Origin of the sequence: Nocardioides malaquae (assembly GCF_015070385.1) — a bacterium.
In the GTDB taxonomy this organism is placed as follows: domain Bacteria; phylum Actinomycetota; class Actinomycetes; order Propionibacteriales; family Nocardioidaceae; genus Nocardioides; species Nocardioides malaquae.
Genome location: NZ_JADCSA010000006.1, coordinates 105,179 through 127,834, shown reverse-complemented (window position 1 = coordinate 127,834; position 22,656 = coordinate 105,179). Strand labels below are relative to the sequence as shown.

Genomic DNA, 22,656 nt, shown 5'->3' with positions numbered 1-22,656 from the left:
CTCAGCCCAGGTCGCGGCAGGCGCGGTAGAGGTCCTGCCACTCGGGACGTTGCCGGACCACGGTCTCGAGGTACTCCTGCCAGACCACGCGGTCCTGCACCGGGTCCTTGACAACCGCACCCAGCAGTCCGGCGGCCACGTCGTCGGCGCCCATCCGGCCGTCACCGAAGTGGGCGGCCAACGCGAGGCCGTTGGTGACGACGCTGATCGCCTCGGCGGTCGACAGCGTCGCGGTCGGCGACTTCACGGTGGTCCGCCGGTCCTCGGTGACACCGCCGCGCAGCTCGCGCATCACCTGCACCACACGGCTGATCTCCGACAGCGACGCCAGGTCTGCGGGCAGGTCGAGCGAGGCGCCCAGGGAGACGACGCGGCTGCGGACGATCTCGACCTCCTGCTCCAACGAGTCGGGCAACGGCAGCACGACCGTGTTGAAGCGGCGCCGCAGCGCGGAGGAGAGCTCGTTGACGCCCTTGTCGCGGTTGTTGGCGGTGGCGATCACGTTGAATCCGCGCTTCGCCTGCACCTCGACGTCGAGCTCGGGCACCGGCAGGGTCTTCTCCGACAGGATGCTGATCAGGGCGTCCTGCACGTCGGAGGGGATGCGGGTCAGCTCCTCGACGCGCACCAGGGACCCCGACTCCATCGCCCGCATCACCGGGCCGGGCACCAGCGCGTCACGCGACGGTCCCTCGGCCAGCAGCCGGGCGTAGTTCCAGCCGTAGCGCAGCGCCTCCTCCTGGGTGCCGGCGGTGCCCTGCACCACGAGCGTGGAGGTGCCGCTGACGGCGGCAGCGAGGTGCTCACCGACCCACGACTTGGCGGTGCCGGGCACGCCCAGCAGGAGCAACGCCCGGTCGGTGGCGAGCGAGGAGACCGCGAGCTCGACGAGGCGCCGCTGGCCGACGTACTTGGGCGTGATGACGGTGCCGTCGGGCAGCTCGCCGCCCAGCAGGTAGGTCGTCACCGCCCACGGCGAGAGCCGCCACGACGGTGGGCGCTGCCGGTCGTCGTGGGCCGCGAGCGCGGCCAGCTCGTCGGCGTAGGCCTGCTCGGCGTGCAGCCGGAGGACGTCGGTGGTGTCGGTCATCGGAAGGCCTCCGTGAGGGTGTGCTGGAACTCGTGGAGCTGCAGGACGTCGGCGAGCAGCTTGCGGCGGTCGATGCCGTGGACCCGGTCGACCAGCGACCGGACGTCGGCGTGCACGTCGGCCGGCAGGGCGTGGGCGAGTACGGGTGCGACGTGGTGGACGACCTCGGGCCGCTGCGGGTCGGCCAGCGCCTGCAGCACGGCGCGGGCCACCTCCGGCTCCCACGGGTGGGGGCCGGCGCGCAGCAGGTCGCCGGTGGCGGGCGGCAGGGGTCGCTTCGCCAGCCCGGCGAGCACCAGGGTCCGGCGGGTGGCGGCGGGCAGCAGCGGGTGGAGGCGGGGGTCGGCGACGCCGGCCCCGTGCAGCGCCTGGGCCCACTCCGGGTCGCGGGTGCGGACCACCGCCTCGGTGAGCAGCCCCAGCAGGGTCGTGTCGCCGCGCAGCATCGCCACCGTCGCGGCGGGTGGTCGGTCGGTGACGTCGGTCCAGGTCGTCAGCGGCGCCTCCTCGACGAGCTGGCGCAGCCACCCGGCGCGCTGCTGCACGGTCGGCGTGCCCTTCGCCGGGGCGAGCCCGTCCCGCACGCCCGCGGCGTCCGGCGCGTCCGGCACCGCCACCTCGAGACGCCGACGCAGGGCACCGCTGACGGTGAGCAGCCCCGCGAGCCGGGCACCCATCCGCTGGCTGCGGGCACTGCCGGGCAGGTCGGCGAGGAGGCCGGCGGCGCGGCGGCGTACGCCCGCGGCACGGTCGTCGAGCGCCGACTCCAGCAGCGGCTCGTCGTCCGGGGAGAGGCCGACGGCGAGCACGGCGAGCAGGTCGGCGCGCTGCTTCGCGCCGTACGTCCCCACGTGCTGCTCCAGCGCCGCCCGCGCCTGCTGCGGGTCGTGCGCGCGGGCCCGAGTGAGCAGCTCGACCGCCTCGCGCACGGGCAGCGCGGTCCACAGCGTGGTCCAGTCGGGCGGCAGGGCACCGCCCAGCTGGCCCGCGACGGCCTGCCCGGCCACGGAGTCGGCGGCGGCCAGGTCCACGTCGGGGTGCAGGGCGGCGAACCACCGGCCGCGCGCGCCGATCGCGGCGGCGAGGTCGGCGCGCGCGGAGGCCGGCACGAAGCGGGAGGTCAGCAGGCCGGGCAGCAGCCGCGGCGGCACCCGCTGCCCAGTCCGCACGGCGTGGGCCAGCCAGGCGGCCACCATCTGCTTGGTCTGCGCCGCCCCGAAGGGCGACTGTCCGAGCAGGAGGTCGAGCAGCTGCTCGGCACGCTGCCCCACCACCGGCAGGTCGTCGGAGGGGGCGACCTCGAAGGGCACGGCCTCCACCGGGGGTCGGGTGCCGGTGCGGGCCACCACGTCGGCGAGCGCCGCCGCCGACAGCAGCGCCTGCTCCCGGCTGCCGGGCGGACGGGCGGCCAGCCCCCAGCCGGCGGGCACGGCCGGCGCCTCCCGGCGCGCGGTGCCGACCAGCGCGGCGGCGCGCAGCTCCTCGGTCCACTCGTGCAGGGTCGTCACAGCGGCACCGCCCCGTCGTCGGACCAGACCGTCAGCGGCAGGAACTGGTGCCCGCCCCACTCGCCGAAGACGTCGGCGGGGCGCCCGCCGGTCAGTGCGACCAGGCTCCACAGCTCCGGACCGGCCACCAGCGGCACCGCGGCGCCGTCGGCGTCGACGAGCTGCCAGCGCCGGTGGTCGGCGTCGGCCGGCGCGGGCCGCACGGCGCCGAGGAGGGCGGGCACACGCGTACGCCACGGGGCCGCGGCCAGCGACTCGCCCGCCGCCGCGACGAGCGCGGCGATGGTCGAGGCGCTCTCCGCCGCGTCGGCACGGGCCGCCACGCCGACGCTGGTCGGCAGGTCGACGAAGAGCGCGCGCCGGGGCGGCAGGCCGGGGTAGCGGGCAACCTCGACGTCGATCACCGCACCGCTCAGCTGCGGCACCGCGAGACTCTGGCCCTGTCCGGCGAAGTCGAGCACCTGGACCACCTCGCCGTCACCGTGGCGCAGCCAGGTCCGCTGGGACTGCAGCGTGCCGTCGTCACTGCGGTGCGCCCCCAGCACGGTCCACGGACCGGGCCGGGAGTCGGCGTCACGGACCTCGGCCGACGGCAGCGCCCAGCCGACCGCGACCCGGACCTCGGCCTGCTCCTCGGGCGAGAGCGCGTCACGTCCGAGCCAGGCGGCGGTGACGGTCCACAGCCGGCCCACCTCGGGCAGCAGGGTCTCGTCCCAGTCCGGCCGGGCGGCCAGATCGCCGAGCCGTCGGACGCGTTCGGCCAGGCCGGGCACCTGGGCGTCGACCAGGCGGGCCGCCGCACCGTCCCACCAGCCGTGGCCCTGGCGCCGCGCAGAGGCCAGACCGCCACGCACCAGGTCCTCCAGCCAGAGCCGGAGGTCCTCGACGCCGGCGTCCATCCGCGCCAGGCGCTCGGCGACCCGCCTGGCCCGGGCCTGCTCGTCGACGGGTGCCGTCGGGGCGTCGGCGCGCGCCTCGCGGTCCGCCTGCGCGGCCACCTTCGCGGCTCGGCCGGCCGCCCACTCACCGGCGTGCTCCGCGACCTGGCCGGACTCGTCGAGGACGCCGTCGGACCAGAGCATGAGCAGGGCGAGGCCGTGCTTGCAGGGGAACTTCCGGCTGGGGCAGGAGCAGCGGTAGGCGGGCGCGAGCACGTCGATGCTCACCTGGTAGGGCTTCTTGCCGCTGCCCTGGCACTGACCCCACACGAGGGAGTCGGTGCACCCGGTCTCGCGCCACGGACCGGGGTGGGCCAGCTTGCGGGCAGCCGTCAGCGAGGCCGCGTCGGGGGCGGCCGCCTGCACCTGGTCATGCGTCCATCGAGCCATCGCCGGTCATCCAACCAGCGACGGCCGACAACGGGACCCCGAACGGCCAGATCCCCTGTCTCGGGATCAGGCCGCCGCGCCGGCGATGTTGACCATCCAGTGGATGCCGAACTTGTCGGTGAGCATCCCGAACTCGTCTCCCCACGGCGCCTGGGCCAACGGTTCGTCGACGCTGCCACCCTCCGCGAGGCCGGAGAAGTAGCCGCGCAGCGCAGCAGCGTCGCCGGCGTCGCCGGAGATCGAGAGGGAGACGTTGCTGCCGACGGTCACCTGGACCATCTCGGACGGAGCGTCAGCGACCATCAGCACGAAACCCGCAGGGGTGTCGAGCCGGGCGTGCATCACCTGGTCGGCGAACGGACCCTCCATGCCGCTCTCGCCGAACGTGGTGACCTGCGGAGTGCCGCCGAGCACCGATGCGTAGAACTCCACGGCTTCACGCGCGCGGCCGTCGACGAGGTTGACGTAGGGGGTGAGCATGCTGGCCATGGAGTCCTCCGGGTGCGTCGGTGGGTGAACCCTTCGACGCCAGTGCTCCCGCGGCCCACCGACAACGGCCACGGCGCCCGCGGGTCAGGCCTCGGGCAGCTGCGGCGGGTCGGTCGGCTCGGCCGGGGCACTGGGCGTACGCCGCTGCGCCAGCTTGTCGAGCCCCCCGAGGAGGGTGTCGCGCACCTGGGTGACCTTGTCGGCGTACTTGCCCTCGGTCTTGTCGTTGATCGCGCCGGTGGCCTTCTCCAGCCACCCCTGCACGTCGTCGCGGCGCTCGTGGGCGACGTCGCCGGCCTTCGTGACGGCTTCCTGCACCAGCTTCTCGCCCTCGTCGACCAGGTCGGTGAGCTGCTTCTCGACGTCGACGTCCTTGATCTTGGCCTTGATGTTGTCGGCGAACGACATGGTTCCTCCTCAGACGAGCGGTCTGGCTCCGCGCCGGGGCCCGAACCACCAGCGTAGGCCCGGCCCCCACACCAGGCTCGCCGTGAGATCGTGGGCGCCGTGGACCCCTTCGTGATCGCCCTCGCCTTCGCGACCATCTTCGTGGTCGAGCTGCCGGACAAGACGTTCATCGCGACCCTGGTGCTGAGCACCCGCTTCCGGCCGCTCTTCGTGTGGATCGGCGTCGGACTGGCCTTCGCCGTGCAGACCGGCATCGCGGTGGCCCTGGGCAAGGCCGCCTCGTTCCTGCCCGACGACGTCGTACGCGGCGCCGCGGCGCTGCTCTTCGCCGTCGGGGCGGTGTTGCTGCTGCGCGAGGCGCGCACTGCCGACTCGGAGGAGTCGGAGACCGAGGAGGAGTTCGCGGCGAAGGCGGCGGCCCGCGGCGAGGTGCACGGCGGCAAGGTGGTCCTGACGTCCTTCATCGTGCTCTTCGCCGCCGAGTGGGGCGACCTGTCGCAGCTGTTGACCCTCTCACTCGTCGCCCGCCACGACGACCCCGTCTCGGTCTTCGTGGGGGCGTGGGCCGCACTGCTGGCGGTCTCCGGACTGGCCGTGATCGTGGGCCGGATCCTGCTCGCCAAGGTGAAGCTCTCGGTCCTCCACTACCTCGGGGCGGCCGTCTGCACAGCCCTCGCCAGCTTCACCGTCTACGAGCTCGTCGCGGGCTGAGCCACCTCCCGGCCCGCTGGCTGGTGTCATACGTTCCGGCTGGCGTCATACGGACGGTGTCGACGGTGGCTCCCTTCGTATGACGCGAGCGGAGAGTGCGCCACGAGCGGGGGTGCGCCAACGAGCGAGGGTGGCCGGCGCGAACGGGGGCGGCCCGGGCAAATGAAGAGGACCTACGGGGAAAACTCTCTTGTCGCAGGTCAAGAGGTCGAGCAACGGCTTCAAATAACGCGCAGTGACCGTTTCAGTAACGCGCATCGTCGTGCCGCGTGCTTCCCCGTCCCTAGCGGTTCGGCGTAGTGTGGGCACATGAATGCGCCAGCGAGTGTGGAGGCCGTCGCGGTGAGGCACGGCGTGCCTGCTGTTGCGCTGGCTGAGGCGTTGGATGACGACCTCGGCGGAACGGCGACGCTGTCTGCTGGTGAGGTGGAGTTCCTCGCCGGGCACGGTGGCGTACCCGTGGAGGTGATCACTTCGCCTGAACTGCGTCGCGCTGCGCTCGTGGAGCGGGAGCGAGCGTCGCGTGCCGATTGGGCGCACGTGGTGGAGACCGCGTTGACGACCGCAGAGGTCGTTGACCGGTTCACTTGGTCGGCGACGAAGGTGTCGCGTCTCGTGCGAAGCCGGGACCTGTACGTAGTGAAGGGCGTCGGCCCGAGGCGCGGGAACGTGTTCCCGGCGTGGCAGTTCGTCGAAGATGGAGTCGTGCCCGGCTTGAGGCACGTCCTGTTACGTCTACCTTGGGACTGGCTCCCCGTCGACGTTGAGCATTGGATGACCACGGCGAACGAGAATCTCCCTGATGATGTGTCCCCGCTGGAATGGTTGATCGGCGGCGGTGCCCCAGAGGATGCTTCTGTGGCGTTCACTACTGACCTGATTGCTTGGTAACGCAACCTCCCGTTGCTGGGCCTATGCGACGGCGGGCACACGACAGGAGGTGCTGGGCAGTCACCAGAGGTTTTGGTAGAACCCGAGGAGGCTGCTGGCGAGCATGATGGCTTGGACCGCGTTTCCTGAGGTCAGTTGGCCGTCGGCGACGGTGTGAACGGTGGCGTGCCGGTTGTACATGCTGCGGTCGCTCTTCTTGTACTCCTCGCTGTAGGTCTTGATGTGAGCAGTTGGAAGAGGTAGCAGGAAGAAGGCATCCCGGAAGTCGTGCTTCGTGTCGATGTAAGCGTGGCCTTCGTCCGCATTCTTGAGTTGTGGGTTGTTGGGGTGTCGAGAGACGAGGCCATCGAGAATCACCGTGGCGAGGGCTTGGGCTGCCTCATGGTGGCCGTCGCGGTAGGTGGCAATGGCCGAACGAATGAGCACTCCCTTCTGAGGTAGGTCATCGTTGACGCTGAGGGAGATCACGTCGTCACAAGCGTCGAAGATGCTTTCCGCGCGCTGAACGAGGATCTTCTTGCGTGCCGCGCTGTCCGCTGCCTCAACCAGCAGAGTTGCGGTCTCTGGGTCGGTGACAAGCGCGAAGGGGATGGCTTCTTCACGCATGAGGGTCAAAGCGATGCTGATGTCGATCTCGATCCCGCGCAGGTTACGTGGCTTGAATCGTTCGATCAGGCGCGAGAAGCGGTCGAGGTCGAGGTCGAGGTCGAGGTTAAGCAGCGACTTGAGGTGTTCCGCCAGCCCGAAGTCAAAGTCTGGTACGCGCGAGCCCTTCAGCGATGTCTGGAAGGCCGGAGCGAACCTCGCGGTCACCGCTGGATGGCTGGCGAGCATCCGTGTCAGGCTCGGGTAGGTCGGCTGCTGGAACGCGCTGCTCGCGAGGGACGCTGCTCTTAGGCGGTCGATGTCGAAGTCGAACTTGGGCGTCTCGACACGTGGCATGAAGTTGGCGACGATGTTGTTCATCTGAGCCTTGTGGCTCTCGGTCAAGTTCGCGTACGCCGCTGCGCCGAGTCCGTCGAAGTTGAAGTTGTTGAACGTCCCCTTCGGAATCAGGTTGGACGCATCTGCGGCCCGCTTGAGCATCGCCCTGTTCGACTCAGTAATTCGGGCCATGGTGCTCTGGAAGTGGTTGGGGAACTTGAACCGTTCGATGCCGTAGCCCCTCGCTCCAAGTGCCCCGAGGTTGGCGGCGCTGCCAACTCCGCGACGTGTAGCCCGCTTCCAGACGTCAGTGTTGGTCCTCAGGTTGGCGAGTAGTTCCTTGCGGGCAGCCTCGTCCTCTTCTGGGGTGCGTGTGCGTTCGTCCCGGATATCGTGGATGTCGAGTGGCTCGTGCTCGGTTTCGGCGGAGGCCGGGTCGTCGGGGGGCTCATGGCTGGGTGGTTCGGTCGCTGTCATCGCGGGTTGGCTTTCTGGGCGGGGGCGTGTCGGGTGGTCATCGGGTGCTGAAAGTTTCGCCGTCGCTGTGGGTGAGCAGGGCACGCCGGTAAAGGTTGTAGAGGTGGTCCTCGACAGCCCGTGTGGCTTCGGGTTTGCTGACCGGTTCGATGTGAGCAGCGGCGAGCGTTGTGATCGCGTCGGTGACAGTGACGACGGTCCCAGTCGGCTTGTCGGGACTGCTGCACGATCAGGCGTCAGTGTGACCTATCCGTGCTGCAGTCCCGTCCCCTTCTCGTTCTGCTGCCTCGATGTGATTCTCATTGGCCGATGAGCGTGGCGACTGTACGCATCCACCGGGTCTCGCAGGGAAGGGCTAGGGAAGCCCTCCGACTCATCGGAGGTGCGTCTCAGACGACTGGTCGCTCTCGGAGGTCTGAGAGAGTCACGACTTCGTCCTCTCCGTCGAAGTGGGCCTGCCAGTAGTCCCATCCGCTGCCGCTTTCGGCGTGGTCTTCCTTGGCGGCTCGGTCCACGGTTTCGCAGAGGTGGTCACCGACCTTGATGTAGCCGTCTTCCATCACTTCTGCGATGGTGCCGGTGCCTTCGGGGTCCACCGGGGTGAGGAGGGTGCCGGGCGGGATGACTCCGGAAGTGACGAGGTACTCGAACGTGGGCAGCGTGGTCGCTGCTGGCGTGGAGGGACTTGCGGGGCGGGTGAGGTCGGGCTCGTAGTTCGGGTCGAAGAGACGCTTGTAGCCCTCGTGGATGACCTTGGCCATGAGGTGACGGCGCTGCTGCAGGAACTCTTCGTAGTCGAGGTTGATCCACCCTTCGGGCAAGGCGTGCCATTCCTCCTGGCGCACCCGGCGGACTTCTTCGATGTTCTTGGCGCTGACCTCTTGGGGCCAGTACGCCGTGGGCGGCTGGTTGGAGATGGTGATGTTGTCCGACCACTCCACGAGCGCGAAGTTCGCGACTTGGTTGATCTTCTTGTTGTCGGTGAGCCCGAGGACGCTCTTGAGGTAGTCCTTGGGGAACAGGTGGTGCTTCTCGATGCCCTTAACGGTTCGACGAAGTGGGTTGATCCAGTCCTTGATCTTGGAGGTGGCCAGCAGCACCTCGGCGTCGAGGATGTTGAGCGCGGCGATATAGCCGACGTAGGCCGGTGCCCCCGTAGAAGACGTGTTGAGGTTCTCGGGCAGGGTGACGCGCCACCAGTCCTCGGGGACGGCGGCGGCGATCTGCCCACTGAGGACCTTGATGAACTCATCAGGGGTGGGGTTGACGCCTTCGAGGCGGTTGAGGTCTTCCTGCATCCGAGTTTCGGGGGACGAGGTGTAGCGCCCAGTGATCTGCGACATGAAGAACCAGCGGGCCATGACCTCGCGCAGTTCATCGACCGGGACCTTGAAGTCGATGCGTCCGATGATCCACAAGGCGTAGGAGTACAGCACCGTGTTCTCGGACGTGATCATGTCCTTGGTGCGGAACCCGGCACGTTCGAGGACCTTCAAGAACTCGTCCCAATGGAGGTTCTTGGTCGCGTGAGCCTGACCAGTCTTCAACCGAGCCAACTCGGTAGTGCGGCGTGCCGGGTCAATCACCCGAGTGCGGGGGTCGCGGCCACGGAGGACGTTGTAGGCGTCTTGGAGTTTGGCGCGGCGCAGACCGACGGCAATGGCGACACGAAGGATCTGGCCCGGCTCGAACGTCATGTACGGGTTCTGAGGCGTCCACTTGGTCGGCTCATTGAGGATGGAGACCACCTCGGCGGGCGTGAACCGCGAGTTGCGTGCCCAGACCTCAAGTTCGGTGCGGCCCTCCTCCCAGAAGACGCTCATCCACGTGAGGATGAAGTCTGCCGACGACAGGTTGACGCCTTCGGAGTTGATGCGCACGAAGATGTCCGCGACAGTTTCGCGCTCTACTTCCTCCTTGATCTGGACGACTTGGAACGTGTAGTTGCGCAGGTCAGCCAGCCGCTGAATGGCAAGTTCGATGGCGTCCTCAGTGTCGGCGTCCACCGTGTGCTTCGGGTCGGCCTTGAGACGCGTCAGGTAGTTACGGCGTGCGGAGATTTGTCCGGCGAAGACGTCACCGATGTCCGCGATCCAATCGCTCTGCCGCTCGATGACTGCCGTGGGCACCTCAAACCGACCTGTCATCGGGTTGAACGCCAACTTGATGGCTTCGCGTGAGTAGTCCTCACGCCAGACCTCCAACCCCTTGAGGACCGCGTACAGGCTGGTGAGCCGCTGCTGCCCGTCCACGACCTGCATGGACGCATCTTGGGTCTTGGCGTTCCCGCCGATTGCCTTGGTGTGCTCACCGTCCTTGTTGGCCCAGAACATCAACTCTCCAACCGGATAACCCCTGTACATGGAGTCGATGAGGTCACGGACTTTGGCGTTGGGCCACACAAACGGGCGCTGGATGTCGGGCAGCCTGATGGTGCCCTTGTCGACCCCTGAGACGAGTTCTTCAACAGTCCATGGGTGGTGTCCAAACTTCGCGCTCACATGTTCCCCCTGCTTGTAGATGGCGTCTTGTGGAGTCGTATCGACGGACGCTGATGCCTCCTAGAACCAGTCCGGCGATCTGCTTGCGAAGGACCCGTCAAGACGCGCCTCAACCCTATGCAAAGACAGGGCTTGTCTTGCCTTGAATCGTTGGTGAGGCTTCAGCGGTCTGCCGAAACAGTCAGTGGCCGTCACCGCCGCGCGAGTCCTGCTTCAACCAGTTGCGTCAGGTCGGTTGTGAGTGTGCGAGTCTGGGTGAGCACTCTGTGGGTGTACGTGGTGATGTCGGCGACGGCGTGGAAGTAGGTGGCGGGCTCTAGGTCAACCGGGAAGGTCGTGAAACCGCTTTCGGCGATCACTCCCTGGGACGTCCTTGATGGCGCTCGTCATCGGTACCCCGGCACCTGGTCTTGAGAGTGACCTCTGCCGTCTCACCCACGCAAAGAGGTCGGCTCGGCGCTGTTCAAGCCACGCCTTCCGCTCGGCAATCTGTGCGCCGGGAATCTTGGCCGCGTTGTTTGCGTGCGCCAGTTGGTAAGCGATTGCCTCATTGGCGACGACGGCGGACCGACGCAACTGCTCCTATGACTCTTGGTAACGCCGTGGGTGGGGCGAGCGTCACTCTTCGGTGCGGATGAACGCGTGGAGTCCTTTGGCGACGGTGAGGAACATCAGAACGAAGGCGACTGATGCGACTGCGGCCGTGATGGCCATGGGAGCGGACTGGGACGTGTGCGCGGTGAAGCCTGCGGTTGTGGCGCTGAGGGCGGCAACGCAGAAACTGATGGCGCAGATGACGAAGGTGCGCAGGTCGAGGATGCCGTTCGGCCTGTTGGGGGTGTTCGTGGTGGCCATGGCCCTCTTCCTTCCGATGTCGTGGTCTCCATGGGAGCACGATTTTGGGGGTCATGGGGTACAGTCAGGTTTGCGTTTTAACCCGCATGGCTAGGCCCAGATCGTTCATGTCATGCCGTAGGCGTCTGGCGGGTTGAAACGTTGATTTTGAGGAGTAAAGATCCGTGCCAAAGTTCTTCGGTTTCGGTGTGTCGGCTCCTCCCACTGTGCGTGAGCGGGTTGCGTTGGAGGGTCGCGCGGCACGGCTGGAGATGGCGGCTCCGTCCGTGAGGGTGGCCAATGACGGCTTCAAGACGATGCAGCAGACGCTGGGGGTGCAGGCGTTTCGTCTGCGGTCCGGGTACGTGTTCGGCGAGAGGGGCGCCAGTTCGGGTGTGTCTGATTTGCGTCAACCCCCGTCGGCGGAGTGTCCTCCGGCGGGGTCGTTGGTTCGGTCTCGTGGCGGCCTGCTGAGGTTCCACTTGCTGGCGTTAGCGGAGGCTCAGTTCCGTGTCCGCGAGGGGGCCAGAGCCTCATCCAACGACCGGCCTCTCGTTCCCGTGAGCAGTGGAGACACGGGGTGGACCGATCTGTTTGCTTCCGACGCTCGGACGACTACCGACAAGCGGTTGTACGTGAGGGCACAGGACAAGCGGTTGCGTGCCATCAAGCAGGCGTTGGACTCGTTGGAGGCAAGTCGGTTGGTGGTGCTGCCGAACCGGGGTCGGGGCGCAGGCAAGCACGAAGGGTTTCTTCTGACGGACGAAACGGCGAGCAGGCTCCCGGACGCTGAACCCTTGCCGTACCGAGTGCCTCGAAGGGACGCGTCGTTTTCGTTGCCGATGTCGTTCATCACCAACGGGTGGGTACATCTCCTTGAGGACACTGAGATTGCGGTTCTGTTGATGGTGGCGTGTGGGCGTGGGTCTATCGCCTCGGGTGCGGTAGCGATTCCGTCGGACGTACGGGTCCTGAACTACGGCATCGGGCGAGATCGGTTCGAGTCGCACCGCTGGCTTGAACGGTTTGGACTCATCACAGTGGAAGGCGTTGACCGTGACATCGACGGCAAGGCCATCGACTTTGAGACGAAGGGGGCATCGCTTCACCGCTTGAGGCTCCGACGGGAAGCATTCGACACGGATGGGCTGACTGTGGTTTCGGGAGCGTTGAAGACGCGTTTGGCACGCTGAGCGTGGGACTGGCGCTAGATATGGAACAGGGCCAGTTGCTCGACCGACGGCGCTGGGCGCTCTCGTGGCGGGAGGACGCTGGAGGTTGTTTTCGAGGCGCGGCTCAGGATGATTCGGTGGACGTCAGTTTCGGTCTTGCTCTTCATCTGCCTTAGGGACACATCCCACGTTTTGTCAGGGTTGCATCGGGCGTAACCGGCCTTTTGGATCAGGTCAAGGGCCTGCCTGATATTGGAGGCCCGGATGCCGCCACCGTACTGACGGCGCAATACCTCAGCCACGTCCGCTGGGACGACGGCTGCTTGTTCTCCGACTGGGTGGACGCTGGGCAGGTAGTGCATGAGCAGGTGTGTTGCAAGGTAGAGAGTTGATGGAACGTCGTTGATGAAACGATGGGCAATCTTGCTCTGGGAGAAGAGGCGGGCGGGCACGGTGAGGTCCTCGTCGAGGACGTGACCGAGGTGGTGGGCACGGGAACCGGGGTCCAGCGTGCCGTTGTCTGCGTGAAGCAGGCGCTGGATGGTGTATTCCGAGTCGCCCTTGGCGTATTGGGCGATGACGGGCCGCTTCGATGGCGCGTAGGTGCCGTCCTTGAGCCGCTCCTCAATCCGAAAGAATGCCCGTTGGCCTCTCGAAATCGGCACAATGAGCAGCACGTCTGGAGTCTGAATCGGGGCGACGCTGCGGCGCGATGGACCCGCTGGCACGGCAGTGATCGTGTCGTAGTTCGCCAGTTGGTTCACGATCTTGGTGATACTGCCATCGTGGCGCGCCACCGAGGCCACCTCACCTATGAGAGCGGTGCCGTCGGTGTACAACACAGTGAAGTCAGGGGTCAGCGACGGTTTCCCGTCTTGTGGGATGACGGGAAACCGTTCGAAGTGCTGGACCGTCGGCCTGAGTTCCGTCGAAACCGTGAGCAGGCTCTGGATGGCTGAAACCACGTCAACGTGCTGGTCGTACACCTCAAACTCACGAAGCAGGTCTTCAACCTGTGTGCTCGACAGTCGTGCCATGGTCACCGAGAGATAAGGTCGTAGATGGAGAACGCTTGCTCCGTGGCCGCTTCGCTGATCCTGTCTGCCGCGAACCAGTCCCCGAGGTATTGGGCGAGTTCGGTAAACGCCCCCGGTGAGGCACGGAAGCCGGGGGTGATTTGGATGCGGTCTGCGGACGTGACCATGACATCGAAGTTTGAACCGTCATGGTGGTCGGTTACAGACAGATGGAAGTAGGGGTTGCGGTGGAGGACCGCGTGGCTCAGGTGGCTGACCTTCGCGATGTGGTCGAGGATCTTTGCGGTGTCGTCGGCTCCCTTGAACCGGTCGATGGGCAGGACGACTTCGATGGGTTCCGGGACGGGGGCACCTGCTCGACGCTGCCGGTCATGCATCAGACGACGTCGCCTGTCAGCCGCATTAGCGAGACGCGGGAGGACAACTGAGTTGAAGACCTCAAAGTTCCCGCTGTAAAAGGTGGCCCCTGAGACGCGACGGACATGCAGGTCCAGCCCCTCGCTTTCAGCGAGGTAGAGCCGGAGGCTGCGAAGGGAGGCTTCTTGCTCTTCGGCTTCTTCGATAGCGGCTCGATGATCTGGGCGCAGTTGGTACTCGTCGCGCTTCCACGACAGGTTGATGGATTTGGGGTCCCGTCGGTGGCGCGCCGACAGGGTACGCACTTCGACCGTCCCGAATTCACTGAGCGCCGACCCAATGTCGGCGAAATCGTTGTGGTTTAAAAAGCAGGGCACGAGGTTCGGGGCGCTACTTCTGATACGCCGCTCAATGCGCTGCCAACGAGCATCGGACGAGGGCGTGCTCCCTACGATGTGGAAGACACCCTCCGCGCCAGCCGGTTCAGCAACAAGCACGAAGTCGCCGTCACGGTCACTGACAAGCATGACCGAACGCTGCCCAACGTTGACCGTGTGGCCACCCGACAGGAGGTCGAGTGGCTCCACCTCCTCAGCCACGATGACCGTTTCAAAAACGACGCACTCGGACGGTCTACCTGCGCTTCCCGCAACCAGCGACGGCAGGGAGGGGGCGGCACCGTTCAGGGCGGCCGACCACACAAGTTCGTCGAAGCGTGACATGGACATGGCCAACCCCCTTCGCGTCCTGTGCTTGGGCTCATCCGTGACATCGTTTGAGTCGATATTGGGTCATCCTCGCGCACTTGAGGTCCGGTTGGGAGTGGCTTCGTGGCATCCGTTTCGTCACAGGGGACTGCTGCACGATCAGGTGTCAGTGTGACCTATCCGTGCAGCAGACCCGAATGAGTGGCTCAGTGGCTCTCTCCAGGACGCGCACCACCCTATGCAAAGACCGGGTTCGTCTTGGCTCGAATCGTGGCGGTCACCAGAGGCCCTCTTGGGGGTCCTCAACTGGAAGGACCTCGTGGGCAGCAGGCGGGGTTTCAAATGTCTGATCGTCGACGCGAACGAGTAGCCCGCGCTGGTGGAGGTTATAGAGGTAGTCCTCGACTGCGCGTGTGGCTTCGGGCGGGGAGACGAGGTTGATGTCGGCGACGGTGAGAGCGGTCAGTGCGTCGGCGACGGTGACGACGGTTCCGGCTGGCTTGTCGTAGATGCAGCGCAGGAAGATTTCGGCGTGCCATTGGGTGGGGTCAGCGTCGATGCTGCGGCGGTAAAGCCCACCTTCCCATCGGATGTGGACTGGGATGGTGTTGTAGATCAGTAGGGTCGCCCGGTGTGCCTCTGACGCTACCCAGCGCTTCGTGAGTGCGAGGTGATGCTTCTGGCGTGCCTCGCGCTCCCGGCGGGATTCTTCGTCCCGCCTCCGTTCGTCTTCTTGCCGCAAACGGTGTTGTTCGGCTTGCTGCTGTAGGAGTCCTTGGCGTTCGCGGTCTCGGCGGGCTCGTTCCTCTGCTTCGGCTCTCAGGAGTGCTTCTCGGTCGACGACGGTGAGGTGTTGGACCCACCCGTTGGCGTTGTCGCTGTGGATCGTGATGTGTCGTTCGTGCTGGAGGCGTTCGAGGAACTCGATGACGGATCGGAACAGTCTTCGGTTGTCGTAGGTGGTTCGGATGTGGTTCTGGGTGAACGCGGCGTAGATGTCTTTGACGGTGAAGGTGTGTCCGGCGGGGCGACCGTGAACTTGAGTGATGAACAGGACGGTGTGCCAGTGCGCCGGGAACGCGTGGACTCCCCGAGGGCGTTCACCGCGATCAGCGATGAACGCAGGAAGCCCGATGCCCCACACCTCATGAGCGCGGGCCTTCCACGGAGACGCGGTCCAACGTTTGAGGTTATCGGCGTCGATCTCTTCCAGAGTCCGTCTGTACGTCCGGTTGCCCTGGGGATCGCGGGTCTGGTCGAGTCGGGCGAGCAGTCCCTGCCGTCGCCGTAGGGCTTCCTCTTCGGCGACACGTGCCGCTGCTTCGCGCAGGCGCGCGGCTTCGTCGATGGCCCACATTCCGGGGGTCACGAGACCGAGAACGGGGTCAAGGCGGCACACCGAAAGGTCGTCAACACGCAGGTACGCCTCGGAGGCGAACTGTCGAACTCGATAGGTGAATTCGGGGTCGGCTGCCAGAGTCCCAACCTGCCGGGTTTGCGGGTTCACGATGAGGACGTGTCGACCGGAATCGATGAAGGCCCGAGCCAGTTCAGGCACTCGAACCTTGACTGGCCCTAAGAGCGACATGTCCGAGTCAGGTTCGACGACTGGCTTGATGCGTGTGTGGCCGAGAAGCCATGCGCATGCAACGTGCTTCGTGTCGTAGTCGGCTTGCTTGGTACGCCAAGCGTCCGGGGTGAACGGCTTGTACTCAACCTCGAACGCCGTGAGCCGCTGATCAGGCCATGTGACCATGACATCTGCGATGCGGTGGATGGATGTTGCAGGGTCCTTCACCGTCTGCTCTTCACGCACCGACCCACCGGCAGGAACCCGCTGGGACGCCCACTCGGCGAGCATCGCCTTCGCTGACAGGTGCGCTTCACTCTCACCATCGGACGGGTGGGGCGCTGGCTGGTTGTGCCGGAAGTGGTCACGACGGGAGTCACTCGCCACGGTGGTGATCTCCACCGTGCACCCCGGCACAGGGCACCGCCAGTCCCGCTTCGCTTCCTCACGCACCTGTCGAGCCATGCCATCCGCGAGGTAGCGCGGGTGACCGGTCGCCCGGTCAACCGCCCACACCTGCCGCGTGTCATCGGTCAGGAAGGCAAGCGAGTCTCTCGCTTCATGCCGTGCAGGCACCTTCGAAGGTGCACCAGTGACTGAGTTGCGCAAGCCGATCCCCCCGGTTCGTCGATGTTGAGGGGTATATCGGACACTGCCGACAGTTTTGTGAGCATTGAGCGCTGAGATGCGCCAGAGACGTCGCTCAGAGCAGCGCGATGAGGTTGCGGTAGTAGGTGCTGTACGCCGTAAGCCAACGGGTTTCTGTTGGCCCCACTTCTTCTGAGAATTTCTTGATCTTCCCTGACCAGAGGTTCCTGTTTTCGAGTCCGGACTGGGCCACGGTGATGAGTGTCGAACGTGGGTATGTGTTGCGTCGGTCCACGAGGCGTTCCCACAGAAAATCCTGGAGGGCGTGTGCAACGTTGAGGGCAGTTTCGGCTTCGGCTTCGGTGGGATGGTATCCGCCGTGAATGATTCTGTGCCTGAGTCGGTAAGCGTTCTGGTACCAGTCTGCGAGTGGCCCTTGACTATCGACGGACCAATTCCCTCTCAGTTTGACTGGGAACTGAGTGTTGACTCGCTTTAGAATTTTGCCTTGTTCAAAAATTGGTGCCGCGTCCGCTTCTGTGACGCCCTCTTCCCATAGGAGGAGTGCGAGCACAGTGTCCAGTAGTACCTCGCAAGATGTATTGGCGAGTAGTACCGTACTTGTAAGATCGCCAGTTACATGGAGTGCGCGACGTGCTTCTACGTATCTTTCTCGCCAGAGGAGTAGGGGATTGTCGGATTGGAGTTCGGTCAACCAATGGCGGAATCCGTCGGTGGTTTCTTCTGTCCAATCTTGACTGGGGAATGGGTCGCCAAGGTTGGTGTGGTCGAGCAACATGATGCCGCCCTCCCAGTGTCCAGTGGGATCTATGAAGACGTGCAGTTCGCGGTCTTTGATGACGTATCTACGTAGAGCGGGTGCTCTGTAGGTCAGCACCAGTAGAGGCAAGCGAACGTATGTCAGAAGGCCGTGGGTGCCTTCGGTTACGTGGCGATGGGCACGCAATGCCTCGTTGGCTGCTGCGACGCAGCGCGTGAAGGCATCCTGTCGCGGTGACCACCGCCGAGGACGTGCTGCATCCGCTTCGGAGATCTCCTCGGGCGATTCGCTGAGCGTCACTGCCTCCACGACGGTGAACGGAACCGAAATGCCAATCGGTTCCACGTTGCCATCAGTGTCTATGTCCAACCCATCTGCCTGCGACGCAACTTTCATTACGGCTCGTTGGGCGGTCTCTGTGCGACCACCTTCGACGTCGACCTGATGGAACGTCAGTGCTGCGTAGGGGATGGTTGCTGAATCTTCGCTCTCGCCCCCGGTGGGAAACGTTGAGAAGTGCTGAAAACCGTCAGGGAAGGCAAGGGGTTCAGGAATTGCAAAGAAATAGCGAACGAGTTCCACTTCTTCTTGGCGAACTAATTTGGGTCGTTTAGAGCGAAAGTGAATATTCGCCAGCCTTGACTTGAGCCATCGCTTTGAGCCTCCCGAAACCGTCACGAACCCTCCGCAATCTGGTCTGCGCTGTCAATGACACCGAAGTTGACGTCGTCGAGGGCTGCGAAGTGGGCGTAGCCGAACTCGACCTTCAGATGCTCCTTCTTGCGCAGTTCGCTGGTGTCTTGGGTGGGTTTGGTTTCGCGGACGAGGTAGAGCCGTTGGTGGCCGTCTTCGTCTTGTTTGATGTAGGCCCAGTCGGGGTTGTAGGGGCCGACGGGGGTGTCGATGAGGAACCAGCGTGGGAGTTTGAGGAACACGAGGACGTCCTCGTGGGCGTCGAGTCGGGCTGCGACTTCGGCTTCGAGGGTGGAGTCCCACACGACGTGGCTGTAGGGGGCCTTGTTGGTGTTGGTGACTTCGTAGACGCGGGCTGCGAGTTCTTCGCGTTCCTTCTCGTCGAGGAAGAGGCTCATCTCGTAGAGAGAGTTGGTGCCGGTGCCTCGTTTTTCGTATTTGATGCCGTCGACGAGGAGTTCGGCGAGGGTCTGGTCGATGGCGTCGCGGGCTTGTTCGATGAACTGTTGGGGGTTGGTGGTGACTTCGCCGAGTCGTCCGCACTGGATGAGGATTTGGGCGATGGAGGCGCGGCTCACGGGGACCAGCCGGGTGAGGTTCCCGAGGAGGTCGGGGATGGGGTAGGAGTTCTGGACGGTGATGGCGCTCTTCTCCGCTACGACGTCAGCGTGAACACCGTCGGTAGTGATGTCGACGTCGCTCTTGACGACACGGATTTTCGCGCCAACCAGTGACGGTTTGCGGCTGAGGCGTGCTGCGGCGTTGCTGATTAGGTCGCTGGTGGAGTAGGTGACCTGATAGGTGGTGCGGTGTTGGATGCGTGCCCAGAGGTCGTTGAACGCTTCGCTGTTGATGGTGTTGGGCTGCCGGGTGACGGGGACACGTTTGGCGCGTGCGTTCTCGATGCTGGTCTTGTCGAACTTGACGCCGGTTTCCGCTTCGATTTCGTGTTGCAGGGTGGCGGCGAACTCGTCGTATGCCTCGTTGGCTACGACAGTCAGTTTGGCTACGCGGGGGTCGGTGACGCGGTTGCCGTTGGCGTCAACGGGCAGGCGGAGGCCACGTCCGATTTCTTGGCGCTTACGCATCTCGGACTTGGAGTCGTTGAGGGTGCAGATGACGAACACGTTGGGGTTGTCCCAGCCTTCGCGGAGGGCAGAGTGGGAGAAGATGAATCGGAGGGGTTCGTCAGTGGACAGCAGACGCTGCTTGTCTTTCATGATGAGTTCGTAGGCGGTGGCGTCGTCTGCGGTGGCAGCGCTCCCTCGGGAGTCCTTCACGGTGCCCTTCTTGTCGACCGCGAAGTAGCCGTCGTGGACCTTGTCGGCGGCGGGGAGGTCAAGGTCGGCGTACTTGGGGCGTGCCTTGGCGGCGTTGTATTCCTCGGTGAACCAGCGGCGGAACTTGCCGTCGTCGGGGGCGTAGTGGGCGACCTTGTCGATGAAGAACAGTGACAGGACCTTGGTGGGTGCGAAACCGGGGTCGTTGCGTCGCTTGTGGAACTCCAGTTCCCGGTCGAGGTGCTCCGCGATGGTCGCGCGGATTTGGGCGCGTTGCACTTCGTCGTGGGACGCGCCTTCGGTGTCGCCCACTGCGACGACGGTGCCGTTGGTGAACTCGATGTAGCCGCCTTCGGCGTTGATGTCTTCGACTACGTAGCCGTCGTAGTTGTCGAGGTCGGTGACCTTGCGAAGGTCGGTGGGTGTTCTCCCGCCTGTGACGTTGACCTTCTTGCGCTTCACGCCGTCGTCGGTAAGGACTGACACTTCGACTTGTGCGGTCACAGTGGTCTTCTTCGCGGTGACCTTGAGGACCTTGAGGTAGGGCTTGTTGCCGTTCAGTTCCTCGGTCACCGACCACACGCTGATGCGTTTGACGAGGCCGAGCCGGTACGCATCCACGGGGGTGAGTCGGTAGACCTGCTGGTAGCGGTCGCGGTGGGTGGCGGAGTACCTAAGGGTCGCTGCCGGGTTGAGGGCGGCGATGGCCTTCTTGGCGGTGTCGGACTCCATGTTCTGTGGCTCGTCGATGATGACGATGGGGTTGCAGGCGCGGATGAAGTCGATGGGACGGTTGCCCATCATGGAGTCTTGGGTGTCGTCGTAAATCTTGTTGGTGTCGGTCTTGTTGAACGCGTCGATGTTCATGATGAGGAACTGCATCGAGTTCGAGTTCGCGTACCCCCGCAGGCGGGCGAGGTCCTTCGAGTCGTACTTGACGACGCCGTACTGGAGACCGTCGTAGAGGTCGGCGAAGTGGGATTGCAGCAGCCGCAGGTTCTGTTCGACGCCCTCACGGATGGGGACCGATGGGACCACGATGACGAACTTGGTGAACCCGTACTCCTTGTTCAACTCCAACGCAGTGCGCAGGTACACGTAGGTCTTGCCGGTGCCGGTTTCCATCTCGACGGTGAAGTCCCACGACGCCAGCGTGCTCACGGCGTCGTTGGCTAGGCCACGGAACGCAGCGGGGATGCCGTTGCGGTCCTGAACTTCGTCGAGGTTCGCCCGGACCTGCTCGTCCGCGACCATGACGTTGTTGCCGAACCCGACGTGGCTGATGAGCGCACCTTGCGCGCCGTCATGGGACATCTCGAACTGGCTGGGGGCCATGGACTGGCCCCTGAACAGGTCGACGACTGCGCGGATGGCGTCGTGCTGGAACTCTTGGTCAGGGTCGAACTGAATCTCGACTGGGGCAGGTTGGGTGGTCAAGTGGTTACACCGTTCGCATCGTGATGTCGGCGTTCTTCAACCGATAGAACGCATTGCTCTTCGCTTGGTCCTTATCGGTAAAAGCAGCGTCGAGCATGACCACTCGTGGGACTCCGAGGTCGACGAGTGCGTCGGTCAGTTCGGTGGTGACGTTGCGGGCGAGGCAGATGGCCAGTTTGTTTCCTACGAGGACGGTTCGTTCCCCGGCGAGGGACACGTCCCGCCATGGCAGGTCGAGCGTTGCGCCTTCCTTCAGCACGACTTCGGCGACGATTGCGTGGTCATCTGCGTCGGCGGCAAGGTTCGAGGAATACAGGGCGAGGGCTTCGGCGAGTTCAGGCTCGCTGGTGGGCGCGGTACTTGAGTCCCACACCTTGAAGTTGCTCGCTGCCAGTTCGAGGTAGCGAAACTCGAACGTTCCGGCAGGACAGGTGGCCGCGTTACCGGTGTTCTGAGTTGCCTCGATGGCCGCTGCCACTCGGGTGCGGGTGATGTCAGCGACGGTTCCGTAGTCGCTGTGCCCGGTGGGCTCGGGGAACTGAACTGAGATGAACCGTCGGTTGCCGCCATCCTCAGCGTTGGCTTGCAGCACACCGTCGGCGGTGGAACCCGACCCTGCGAAGAAGTCGAGCACGATGTCGTCGCCGTCTGGGCTGGTGGCGAGGGTCAGCATCCGTCTGATGAGCCCCGTGGGCTTGGGAGTGTCGAACACGCTGTCGGACGTTTCGAACGTGACGCGCTCCAGCAACTGCTTCTTGGCGTCTTGGTTGTGCCCGACTTCCTTGTAGGTCCACAGGGTCTGCGGGACACGTCCCTGCTTCACCTCAGACAGGAACCGCTTCACCGACGGTGTTGCGTTGCCGTCCGTGCCCCACCAGATGCGACCGTCGGCATCCATTTCGCGGAATGACTCTTCGCTGACACGCCAGTAGTTGCCCTTGGGCGGGCCGTCGATGACACGTCCGCTGGGGCAGGTGATGGGGTAGGTGCCCTTGCTGTAGAAGTTGCGGGCTGAGAGGTCGCCGCTCTTCCACGGGCCGCGAGGGTCGTTGTCGGGGTTCTTGTACGCCGCGTCCATCTCTGCCGTGCGGGGCAGCAGGTTGGGGGTCCACTCGTTCGCGTTGCGGGCGTACACCACGAGGTAGTCGTGGTCCTCGGAGAAGTGCCGTGCGCTGCTCTTCGGGGAGTACACCTTCTGCCAGATGACAGTGCCCACGAAGTTCTCCGGCCCGAACACCTCGTCCATGAGGTGGCGCAGGTTGTGCACTTCGTTGTCGTCGATGGACACGAAGATGACACCGTCTTGGGCCAACAGGTTCCGTGCCAGCGCGAGGCGGGGGTACATCATCGACAGCCAGCCGGAGTGACGGCGACCGGCGGCTTCAGTCTTGGAGGACTTGCGGTTGCCGTCCTCCGCAACCTGCCCGGTCGCTTCAAGGTAGGCAATCAGACCGTCGGAGAAGTCGTCGTTGTACAGCCAGTTGGTGTTGCCGGTGTTGTAGGGCGGGTCGATGTAGATGAGTTTGACCTTGTCGTTGTACCCACGCTGGAGCAGGCGGAGCACTTCGAGGTTGTCACCCTCGATGACAAGGTTGCGGGCCGTGTCGTAGTCGATGGACTTCGCAAGGTTCGGGCGGAGAGTCGCAACGGAACCGACCTGAAGGGAGGCTTGGGCTTCCTGCTTGCCTGCCCACCGCAACCCGTAGTGCTCACGCTCGCCCGTGGTGGCGATGCCGAGAACTTCGGCTGCCTTCGCCGGGTCGAACTCCCCGTCAGTGAACGCCTCAGGCAGCAGGTCCTTCAACTCGGTGACACGGCGGTCGAGGTCCGAGGTCATTGCGAGTTCTACGCGGTCCGCGTCCACTGATTCTGC

17 protein-coding genes are annotated in these 22,656 nt (G+C 64.8%); 3 read left to right on the top strand and 14 right to left on the bottom strand.

What is annotated here, in order from left to right:
- Nucleotide 1: 1 nt before the first annotated feature.
- The 5 genes from IEQ44_RS08005 to IEQ44_RS07985 all read right to left on the bottom strand — a co-directional run bounded on the left by IEQ44_RS08005 (nucleotide 2) and on the right by IEQ44_RS07985 (nucleotide 4,823).
- Nucleotides 2–1,090: an ATP-binding protein gene (locus tag IEQ44_RS08005; RefSeq protein ID WP_193637920.1), complete on the bottom strand. Its 1,089-nt coding sequence runs from the start codon at nucleotides 1,088–1,090 to the stop codon at nucleotides 2–4.
- Nucleotides 1,087–2,598, bottom strand: a complete 1,512-nt coding sequence (locus tag IEQ44_RS08000; protein WP_193637919.1) for a DUF5691 domain-containing protein — start codon at nucleotides 2,596–2,598, stop codon at nucleotides 1,087–1,089. The genes IEQ44_RS08005 and IEQ44_RS08000 overlap by 4 nt, the downstream gene beginning before the upstream one ends.
- Nucleotides 2,595–3,926: an SWIM zinc finger family protein gene (locus IEQ44_RS07995; RefSeq protein ID WP_193637918.1), complete on the bottom strand. Its 1,332-nt coding sequence runs from the start codon at nucleotides 3,924–3,926 to the stop codon at nucleotides 2,595–2,597. Before IEQ44_RS07995 ends, IEQ44_RS08000 begins: the two co-directional genes overlap by 4 nt.
- Nucleotides 3,927–3,992: 66 nt before the next feature.
- On the bottom strand, nucleotides 3,993–4,415 hold the full coding sequence (locus tag IEQ44_RS07990; RefSeq protein WP_193637917.1) for a VOC family protein: 423 nt from the start codon (nucleotides 4,413–4,415) through the stop codon (nucleotides 3,993–3,995).
- Nucleotides 4,416–4,499: 84 nt separating this feature from the next.
- Entirely contained in the window at nucleotides 4,500–4,823 is a 324-nt protein-coding gene (locus tag IEQ44_RS07985) for an antitoxin (protein ID WP_193637916.1), read from the bottom strand.
- 90 nt (nucleotides 4,824–4,913) lie between these two features.
- On the opposite strand from IEQ44_RS07985, the gene IEQ44_RS17900 reads away from it, so the two are divergent.
- Together IEQ44_RS17900 and IEQ44_RS07975 are read left to right on the top strand one after the other, a co-directional pair.
- On the top strand, nucleotides 4,914–5,534 hold the full coding sequence (locus IEQ44_RS17900) for a TMEM165/GDT1 family protein (protein WP_319804569.1): 621 nt from the start codon (nucleotides 4,914–4,916) through the stop codon (nucleotides 5,532–5,534).
- Nucleotides 5,535–5,843: 309 nt separating this feature from the next.
- A complete protein-coding gene (locus IEQ44_RS07975; RefSeq protein ID WP_193637915.1) occupies nucleotides 5,844–6,425 on the top strand; it encodes a hypothetical protein in 582 nt (193 codons plus the stop codon).
- A 60-nt stretch (nucleotides 6,426–6,485) separates the two neighbouring features.
- Here the strand turns inward: IEQ44_RS07975 and IEQ44_RS07970 are convergent, their stop codons facing one another.
- From IEQ44_RS07970 to IEQ44_RS07960, 3 genes are all read right to left on the bottom strand, one after another.
- On the bottom strand, nucleotides 6,486–7,826 hold the full coding sequence (locus tag IEQ44_RS07970; RefSeq protein WP_193637914.1) for a hypothetical protein: 1,341 nt from the start codon (nucleotides 7,824–7,826) through the stop codon (nucleotides 6,486–6,488).
- A gap of 389 nt (nucleotides 7,827–8,215) precedes the next feature.
- The gene (locus tag IEQ44_RS17895; RefSeq protein WP_193637913.1) at nucleotides 8,216–10,327 is read right to left on the bottom strand and encodes a GmrSD restriction endonuclease domain-containing protein; all 2,112 of its coding nucleotides are present in this window, start codon (nucleotides 10,325–10,327) and stop codon (nucleotides 8,216–8,218) included.
- 618 nt (nucleotides 10,328–10,945) lie between these two features.
- Nucleotides 10,946–11,182 (bottom strand): hypothetical protein, encoded by a 237-nt coding sequence (locus tag IEQ44_RS07960; RefSeq protein ID WP_193637912.1) that lies wholly within the window; start codon nucleotides 11,180–11,182, stop codon nucleotides 10,946–10,948.
- A 164-nt stretch (nucleotides 11,183–11,346) separates the two neighbouring features.
- Here IEQ44_RS07960 and IEQ44_RS07955 point away from each other — a divergent pair, with 164 nt between their 5' ends.
- Entirely contained in the window at nucleotides 11,347–12,354 is a 1,008-nt protein-coding gene (locus tag IEQ44_RS07955; RefSeq protein ID WP_193637911.1) for a hypothetical protein, read from the top strand.
- Between the two features lie 14 nt (nucleotides 12,355–12,368).
- Here IEQ44_RS07955 and IEQ44_RS07950 read toward each other — a convergent pair whose 3' ends face one another.
- The 6 genes from IEQ44_RS07950 to IEQ44_RS07925 all read right to left on the bottom strand — a co-directional run bounded on the left by IEQ44_RS07950 (nucleotide 12,369) and on the right by IEQ44_RS07925 (nucleotide 22,647).
- Entirely contained in the window at nucleotides 12,369–13,370 is a 1,002-nt protein-coding gene (locus tag IEQ44_RS07950) for a hypothetical protein (RefSeq protein ID WP_227487125.1), read from the bottom strand.
- Nucleotides 13,371–13,372: 2 nt separating this feature from the next.
- Nucleotides 13,373–14,449: a hypothetical protein gene (locus tag IEQ44_RS07945; RefSeq protein WP_193637909.1), complete on the bottom strand. Its 1,077-nt coding sequence runs from the start codon at nucleotides 14,447–14,449 to the stop codon at nucleotides 13,373–13,375.
- 262 nt (nucleotides 14,450–14,711) lie between these two features.
- Entirely contained in the window at nucleotides 14,712–16,406 is a 1,695-nt protein-coding gene (locus tag IEQ44_RS07940) for a competence protein CoiA family protein (protein ID WP_438861846.1), read from the bottom strand.
- Nucleotides 16,407–16,707: 301 nt separating this feature from the next.
- Entirely contained in the window at nucleotides 16,708–18,051 is a 1,344-nt protein-coding gene (locus IEQ44_RS07935; RefSeq protein ID WP_193637907.1) for a hypothetical protein, read from the bottom strand.
- Nucleotides 18,048–20,783 (bottom strand): restriction endonuclease, encoded by a 2,736-nt coding sequence (locus IEQ44_RS07930; RefSeq protein ID WP_193637906.1) that lies wholly within the window; start codon nucleotides 20,781–20,783, stop codon nucleotides 18,048–18,050. The genes IEQ44_RS07935 and IEQ44_RS07930 overlap by 4 nt, the downstream gene beginning before the upstream one ends.
- Before the next feature lie 4 nt (nucleotides 20,784–20,787).
- Entirely contained in the window at nucleotides 20,788–22,647 is a 1,860-nt protein-coding gene (locus IEQ44_RS07925; protein WP_319804568.1) for a site-specific DNA-methyltransferase, read from the bottom strand.
- Nucleotides 22,648–22,656: the final 9 nt, after the last annotated feature.